At 64.0% G+C, this 7,031-nt stretch carries 7 protein-coding genes; 6 read left to right on the top strand and 1 reads right to left on the bottom strand.

Features of this window, described 5'->3' with window-relative positions:
* Nucleotides 1-66 precede the first annotated feature (66 nt).
* Nucleotides 67-627, bottom strand: coding sequence for a tetratricopeptide repeat protein (locus B3M58_RS16055; RefSeq protein WP_296220617.1), 561 nt, complete (start codon nucleotides 625-627; stop codon nucleotides 67-69).
* 194 nt (nucleotides 628-821) lie between these two features.
* Between B3M58_RS16055 and B3M58_RS16050 the strand changes: the two genes are divergently transcribed.
* From B3M58_RS16050 to B3M58_RS16025, 6 genes are all read left to right on the top strand, one after another.
* A complete protein-coding gene (locus B3M58_RS16050; protein ID WP_296220615.1) occupies nucleotides 822-2,111 on the top strand; it encodes an NAD(P)/FAD-dependent oxidoreductase in 1,290 nt (429 codons plus the stop codon).
* A gap of 96 nt (nucleotides 2,112-2,207) precedes the next feature.
* Nucleotides 2,208-2,765 (top strand): helix-turn-helix domain-containing protein, encoded by a 558-nt coding sequence (locus B3M58_RS16045; RefSeq protein WP_296220613.1) that lies wholly within the window; start codon nucleotides 2,208-2,210, stop codon nucleotides 2,763-2,765.
* A gap of 107 nt (nucleotides 2,766-2,872) precedes the next feature.
* Complete coding sequence (locus B3M58_RS16040; RefSeq protein WP_296220612.1) at nucleotides 2,873-4,225, top strand: glutamine synthetase family protein; 1,353 nt, start codon at nucleotides 2,873-2,875, stop codon at nucleotides 4,223-4,225.
* 276 nt (nucleotides 4,226-4,501) lie between these two features.
* Nucleotides 4,502-5,500, top strand: coding sequence for a TerC family protein (locus tag B3M58_RS16035; RefSeq protein WP_296220611.1), 999 nt, complete (start codon nucleotides 4,502-4,504; stop codon nucleotides 5,498-5,500).
* Between the two features lie 103 nt (nucleotides 5,501-5,603).
* Entirely contained in the window at nucleotides 5,604-5,897 is a 294-nt protein-coding gene (locus tag B3M58_RS16030) for a hypothetical protein (RefSeq protein WP_296220610.1), read from the top strand.
* A gap of 99 nt (nucleotides 5,898-5,996) precedes the next feature.
* On the top strand, nucleotides 5,997-7,031 hold a 1,035-nt coding region (locus tag B3M58_RS16025), incomplete at its 3' end, for a M14 family metallopeptidase (RefSeq protein ID WP_296220609.1).

Raw genomic sequence — 7,031 nt, 5'->3', positions numbered from 1 at the left:
CGTGACGGCGCTCTGCATCAACAGTTAACGGGTACAGAGCCTTTTTCATGTGGCGCTGTCGGCGGTTCAGGGTAGCGCTTTCAGCGCTTCGCAACTGGCGGCGTACTGCTTGGCGCAGGCGCTGCCGAACAAGGTTTTGGCCTGGTTGGGGTCGCGTGCCACACCTTGAGTGCCTCTGAGGTAGAGGTTGCCGAGAATGTGCTGGGCCATCGGGTTGCCGGCGGCGGCGGATTGATTGAGGTACTTGAGCATGCCTTGCTGGTTGGCGAAGGCGGGGTCGTCGCGGCCGGTGTAGAGGTAGGCCAGGCTGACCGCAGCCATGGCGTGGCCCTTGTCGGCGGCCTGCTTCCACCAGTACTCGGCCTGTTTGAGGTCTTTCGTCGGTTTGCCGACAAAGTAGGCGCTGCCCAGTTGGAACTGGCTGTCGAGGTCGCCGCGACTGGCCTGTTGGCGCAGCTGTGCCTGCTCATCGACCGGCGCCGGCACCGGTGTTTGTGCCGGCGGCGTGCTTGGCGCCGGGGTATCGGCCTCGCGGCTGGCGCAGCCGGCAAGCAGGGCGAGCGCGCACAGCAGCACGGCCAGCGGCGCCCTGAGTATTGCCTGGTGCGATGGGTGGGCGGTGGTCATGGGCTTTGCTCCTGTGCGGTGGGCGGTGGCCTTTACCTTAGCGCAAGGCCGTCTGCGAGTGTCTGACCGATAAGGACCGCCAGGGTTCGCGTGTCGGCATGGCGCAGTGATGTGCGTGCGATAGGGCTTGGCTTTGTGAATTTAATTGTGTATTTTTTCATGAAATTTCAATTTATAAATTTCATGAGGCGCGTATGTTCAAGCAATCGGCCCAGCATATTGGCACCTACTACGCCGGCACCTACCCTGGGCAGGTGCCGCTGCGCCCGCGCCTGGAGGACAGCCTCGACTGTGACGTGCTGATTATCGGCGGCGGTTTCAGCGGCTTGCACACGGCGCTGCGCCTGGCCCTGGTCGGCAAGCGCGTGGTGTTGCTGGAAGCCAGCCGGGTGGCGTGGGCCGCTTCCGGGCGCAATGGCGGCCAGGCGCTGCTGGGCTGGTCCTGCGACATGCCGCCGCTGGAAGCCGCGCTCGGTCAGGAACGCACCCGCCGTCTGTGGGACAGCATGTGCTGGGCCGCGGAGGAAATGCGCGAGTTGCCGCAGCGCCATGGCTTCGACATCGATTACCGCGTCGGCAGCCTGTGGGCCGCGGTGCAGCAGCGTCGCGTCGGCGATCTGCAAGACGCCCAGCGCGACCTGGTGGAGAAGTGGGGCTACCAGCAGATGCGTTTTATCGGCCGCGAAGAGCTGCCCGAGTGGATCGCCAGCCCGCGCTACCTGGCCGCGCTGTACGACCCGCAGGCCGCGCACCTCAACCCGCTAAAACTGGCCCAGGGCCTGGCCACGGCCATCGAGCAGGCCGGCGGGCAGATTTTCGAGCAGAGCCAGGTGCTCGCCTATCAGCAGACCGCCCAGGGCTATGTGGCCCGCACCGCCGCGGGCGAGGTGCGCAGCGAGGTACTGGTGCTGGCCTGCAACGCCTACATCGGTGGCCTCGACCGCAGCCTGTCGAGTCGCCTGCTGCCGGTGGGTTCCTATCAGGTGGCGACGGTGCCGCTGGCGCCCGACCTGGCCCACTCGCTGTTGCCGCGCAACAGCTGCGTGATCGACAACCAGTTCGTCCCCGACTATTTCCGCCTGACCCCGGACAACCGCCTGCTGTTCGGCGGCGGCTGCACCTACCTGGGCGGTATTCCCAAGGATGTCGCGGCGGCCACTCGCCCGTATCTGGAGCGGGTGTTCCCGCAACTGCGCGGCGTCGAGCTGGAGTTCGCCTGGGGCGGGCACATCGACGTGAGCATGAAGCGCACCCCGGACATCGGCTGCCAGGGCCAGCGCTACTGGCTGCAAGGTTTCTCCGGTCACGGCATCCTGCCGACCCTGGCCGGTGCCCGCGCGGTGGCCGATGCGATTCTCGGCGAGGACGACCTGCTGGCGCTGTACCAGGGCATCGACAACCCGCGTTTTCCCGGCGGCTCGCTGCTGGCGGCACCGCTGGAAGCGGTCGGCAAGGCCTGGTATCGGCTACGCGATGTGATTTAAACCTTAGACATCTGGTGTAGGAGCGGCCTTGGCCGCGATCTGCGCGACACCATCGCGGCCAAGGCCGCTCCTACGGATTCGATCAGGGGCACCAACATGGACATGCAAGATGAAGTCGAAGGTCTGGCGATCCTGATTCGCGACCTGCGCAAACACAAGAACATGACCCTGGGCGAGCTGGCGACGCGGATCGACCGCTCGGTGGGCTTCCTGTCCCAAGTCGAGCGCGGCCTGTCGCGCCCGACCGTGGCCGACCTCACCGCCATCAGCGAAACCCTTGGCGTGCCGACCACTTATTTCTACAGCCTGAGCAAGCCGCGCGCCTTGCCCTGGGTGACCCGTCCCGGCGAGCGGCGCACCCTCTATTACGCTGGCGGGATCACCGATGTGCTGGTGTCGCCGAGCATGTCGGCCGGTTTCTCCATGCTCGAAAGCCACCTGGCACCGGGTGCCACCAGTGGCGAGGGACACCTGGACGACAGCTCGGAGCAGGGCGGTTTCGTGCTCGAAGGCGAGCTGAGCATCTGGCTGGAGGGCGACGCAGAACCGGTCACCCTTGGCCCCAACGACAGCTTCCAGCTACCGCCGCATTCCCAGTTTCGCTACGCCAACCTGACCGACCAACCCACTCGGGTACTTTGGGTGTTTAGGTAGTTCATGTATCAGCAATGGACGCGCAGCGGTGCTTTTCGTAGGAGCCAGCGCTTTGAGTCCGTTGAACATCGCACTGCACATCACCCAGACCCGCAGGACTACTCCGCATGACAACAACCAATCGTTTTCTCGACCTGCTCAGTGAAGTGCGCGCCTTTCGTGCCGAGTACCCGCAGGTGCGTTACGTCGACCTGATCAGCCTGGACATTCCCGGGCATTTCTACGGCAAGCGTTACCCCATCGAGATGCTCGAAAAAGTCGCCGCCGGCAGCCCGCTGAAAATCCCGCAGAACTGCGTGCTGCTGGGCGTGCAGGGCGGCCTGCACCCGATTGGCGACTACTGCTTCAACGACGGCGACCCGGACGCGCCGCGCCGCCTGATCCCCGGCACGCTGAAGCCGGTGCGTTGGGAAAGCCAGCCACTGGGGCAGATGCTGATCAGCTCCGACGGCACCGCCGCACCCATTGAGTTCGAACCGCGTGAAGTGCTGGCCCGCGTGCTGCAGCGCCTGGCCAAGCGCGGTATTCGCCCGGTGGTGGCCTTCGAACTGGAGTTCTACCTGTTTGATCGCAAGCTGCAAGACGGCCTGCCGCAGTTCCCTCGCGACCCGCTGTGCGGCGATGAAGACGACCAGCCGAACATGCATATCGAACGCCTGTCGCGCTTCGCCGATGTGCTCCACGAGATCGTCGACGCTGCCAACGAGCAGGGCGTCGATGCTAACGTGATCACCGCCGAGCTCGGCCCTGGGCAGTTCGAGATCAACTTCGGCCATTGCGACGACGGCCTGCGCGCCGCCGACTGGGCCGCATTGTTCTGCCGCAGCACCCGTGGCGTGGCGCTCAAGCACGGCCAGCGCGCCAGCTTTATGAGCAAGCCTTACCTGCACGCGCCGGGCAGTGGCATGCACGTGCATGTCAGCCTGTATGACGAGGCCGGCAACAACCTGCTCGACGCCGACAACCAGCGCCCGCTGCGCCACGCCGTGGCCGGCTGCCTGGAACTGCTGCCGCACTGCATGCCGATCTTCGCCGCCAACCACAACGCCTTCCGCCGCTACGGCGCCATGGTCAACGCCGCCAGCCGCGCCAGCTGGGGCTTCGAGGACCGCGATGCGTGCATCCGCATTCCCGAATCGGATGGCAAGAACCTGCGTATCGAACACCGCCTGGCCGGCGCCGACGCCAACCCGTATCTGGTGCTGGCGGCGATCCTCACGGGCATGGAACATGGCCTGGATGCCGGTCAGGAGCCGATTGCCCCGCTCAACGAGAACCGCCAGAGCGGCATCGACTTCCCCCAAGACATGCTCAGCGCCGTCAGCGCCATGCGTGACCATCCGCTGGTCAACCAGGGCCTGGGCGAGGAATTTGTCATGGTCTATTGCGAAAACAAGCGCCAGGACCACCTGGCGTTCATGCACGAAGTCAGCGCGCGCGAGTACCGCTGGTTCCTCTGAAGTTTGAACGTTCAGCCGGCAGTCCACCGTCGGTGGGCCGGTCGGGCCGCGCAGGTTAGCCGCTTAGCGGCGTAATCCAGCATGGATGTCTTGGAAATAAAGACATTAAAGGGCCGGACCAATAGGCGTTAGGAAACACTTTGCAACCTCTGCACGGTTGAGCAAAGCCGTGCAGATACCTACATTAGCGCCCGCAACGCCGGGCCCCTCTGACAGCTACCCGCTGCCATGTCGGAGTTGCAGTTTGTACAACTTCGACACTAAGAGGAGGGGCTCATGACTGCCCTAGAACCGTTCTTCATGGCCGAGTTTCTCGGCACCGCCACCTGGTTGTGGCTGTCCTTCATCACCATCGTTATCAGCCTGCTGGTCTTCGACCTCGGGGTGCTGCACCGTGAGCATCGCGAAATTGGCGTCAAGGAAAGCCTGCTGCTGTCGGCCGGCTACATCACCGCGGGTCTGCTGTTCGGCCTGTGGGTCTGGCAGGTCAAGGGCGGCGACGCCGGCATGGATTTCTACACCGGCTTTCTGATCGAAAAATCGTTGTCGATGGACAACGTATTCCTGATGGCGATGATCTTCAGCTTCCTCGCCATCCCGCGTAAGTACCAACACGAAGTGCTGTTCTGGGGCATCCTCGGGGTGATCGTGCTGCGCGCGATCATGATCGGCCTGGGCGCGGCGCTGATTGCCGAGTTCGACTGGATTCTCTACGTGTTCGGCGCGTTCCTGCTGCTGACCGGGGTGAAGATGCTGTTCAGCAAGGTCGACGATCACCCCGACCTGTCCAAGAACGTCCTGGTGAACTTCCTGCGCAAGCGCATGCGGGTGACCGACCGCCTGCACGAAGGCCGCTTCTTCGTGCATCAGCCCGATGCCAGCGGGCGTTCGGTGCGCTGGGCCACGCCGCTGTTCCTGGCGCTGGTGCTGATCGAGTGCGCCGACCTGGTGTTCGCGGTGGACAGCGTGCCGGCGATCTTCGCCATCACCCAGGACCCGTTCATCGTCTACACCTCGAACATCTTCGCCATCCTCGGCTTGCGCGCCCTGTATTTCGCGTTGGCGGCAATGATCCATCGCTTCGCCTACCTCAAGTACGCCCTGGCCCTGGTGCTGGTATTTATCGGCTGCAAGATCTTCCTGGTCGGTATCATCGGCAAAACTCCGCCAGTGATCTCGCTGAGCGTGACCCTCGGTCTGTTGCTCGGTGGCGTGCTGCTGTCGCTGTGGAAAACCCGCAACGACCCGCCGGTCGTACCCGATGAAACCGCGTAATGGCTGAGTAATCCCCCGGTTTTGCCTGTCATAGCCACAGGCGCCTGTAGTGATGCGCCGCCCTTGTGGGCGGCGCACATCTTTATCCAAGGAGCGACATCCGATGAAACCGATTACCTCGATGTGCTTGGCCGCTGCCGTGCTGGTCGGCCTGGCGGGCTGCGATGCGGCGGAGCAATCCGCGCAGAAACTGGCGGAAAAAGCCGAACAGGCGGTGCAAGAGGTGGCCCGCGAGGCACTCAGCGAGACCGTCGACGAGTTCAACAAGCAGGTGGATGAGATCCAGCAGTCGGCCGACCAGATGCTCGGCAAGCCTGAAGAGCAGCAAGAGCAGCAAGAGCAGCAAGAACAGCCGCCACAGGACATGCTGCCACCCGCTACGGGCGTCGAGACCTGAGTGCGCGGCCCGAATGCATAGCAGTTTGTCGCTTCGGGCGTTTTCAGCGGCGGGCGTAACTGCGATGCTCGCGGGCAACACATCAGCCCCGAGGCCCGTATGCAGATCAGCTCCCACTTCGACAGCGGCAATATCGAGGTTATCGATGCCAGCAACCCGCACCGCGTGCTGCTGGCCATGCGCCCGGACCTCAAGAGCCACCATTTCCAGTGGTTCCACTTCAAAGTCGACGGGCTGACAGCGGGGCAGCGCTATGGCTTCAGCCTGACCAACGCCGGCCAGTCCGCCTACAGCCATGCGTGGACCGGCTACAACGCCGCCGCCTCATACGACCAGAGCAACTGGTTTCGCGTGCCCAGCCGTTTCGAAGACGGCGCGCTGAACTTCGAGCTCGACGCCAGTGCGTCCCAGGTCTGGTTCGCCTACTTCGAACCCTACAGCCGCGCGCGCCACGACTGGCTGATCGACCAGGCGCTGAGCAAGGCCGATGCCGAATTGTTCGCCATCGGCAAAAGCATCGAAGGCCGCGACATCCAGTTGCTGCGCATCAGCCGCACCCCGGACGCGCAACGCAAGGTGTGGATCATCGCCCAGCAGCACCCCGGCGAGCACATGGCCGAGTGGTTCATGGAAGGGCTGATCGAGCGCCTGCAACGGCGCGACGACGTCGAACTCAATACCCTTCTGGCCAGCGCCGACCTGTACCTGGTGCCGAACATGAACCCCGATGGCGCCTACCGTGGCCACCTGCGCACCAACGCCGCCGGCAAGGACCTCAACCGCGCCTGGCAATCGGCCAGCGAGACGGAAAGCCCCGAGGTGTTCTTCGTCCAGCAGCAGATGCGCCGTGTCGGCGTCGACCTGTTCCTCGACATCCACGGCGACGAGGAAATCCCCTACGTATTCACCGCCGGCTGCGAAGGCAACCCCGGCTACAGCCCGCGCCTGGAACAACTGGAAGAAGAGTTCCGCAGCCGCCTGGTCGGCATCGGCGCCGAATTCCAGACCGCCTTCGGTTACCCACGCGACGAACCGGGCCAGGCCAACACCACCCTGGCCTGCAATGCGGTGGGCATGGAATTCGACTGCCTCTCCTTCACCATCGAAATGCCCTTCAAGGACCACGACGACACG

The sequence above is a fragment of the Pseudomonas sp. UBA2684 genome (genome assembly GCA_002354655.1).
Taxonomy (GTDB): Bacteria; Pseudomonadota; Gammaproteobacteria; order Pseudomonadales; family Pseudomonadaceae; genus Aquipseudomonas.
The sequence above is the reverse complement of the archived record's forward strand: the minus strand, read 5'-3'. Positions and strand labels throughout refer to the sequence as shown.

What these genes read in the sequence shown, in the direction of transcription:
- B3M58_RS16055 (WP_296220617.1), bottom strand. Translation starts at nt 627, where the DNA reads ATGACCACCGCCCACCCATCGCACCAGGCAATACTCAGGGCGCCGCTG.
- B3M58_RS16050 (WP_296220615.1), top strand. Translation starts at nt 822, where the DNA reads ATGTTCAAGCAATCGGCCCAGCATATTGGCACCTACTACGCCGGCACC.
- B3M58_RS16045 (WP_296220613.1), top strand. Translation starts at nt 2,208, where the DNA reads ATGGACATGCAAGATGAAGTCGAAGGTCTGGCGATCCTGATTCGCGAC.
- B3M58_RS16040 (WP_296220612.1), top strand. Translation starts at nt 2,873, where the DNA reads ATGACAACAACCAATCGTTTTCTCGACCTGCTCAGTGAAGTGCGCGCC.
- B3M58_RS16035 (WP_296220611.1), top strand. Translation starts at nt 4,502, where the DNA reads ATGACTGCCCTAGAACCGTTCTTCATGGCCGAGTTTCTCGGCACCGCC.
- B3M58_RS16030 (WP_296220610.1), top strand. Translation starts at nt 5,604, where the DNA reads ATGAAACCGATTACCTCGATGTGCTTGGCCGCTGCCGTGCTGGTCGGC.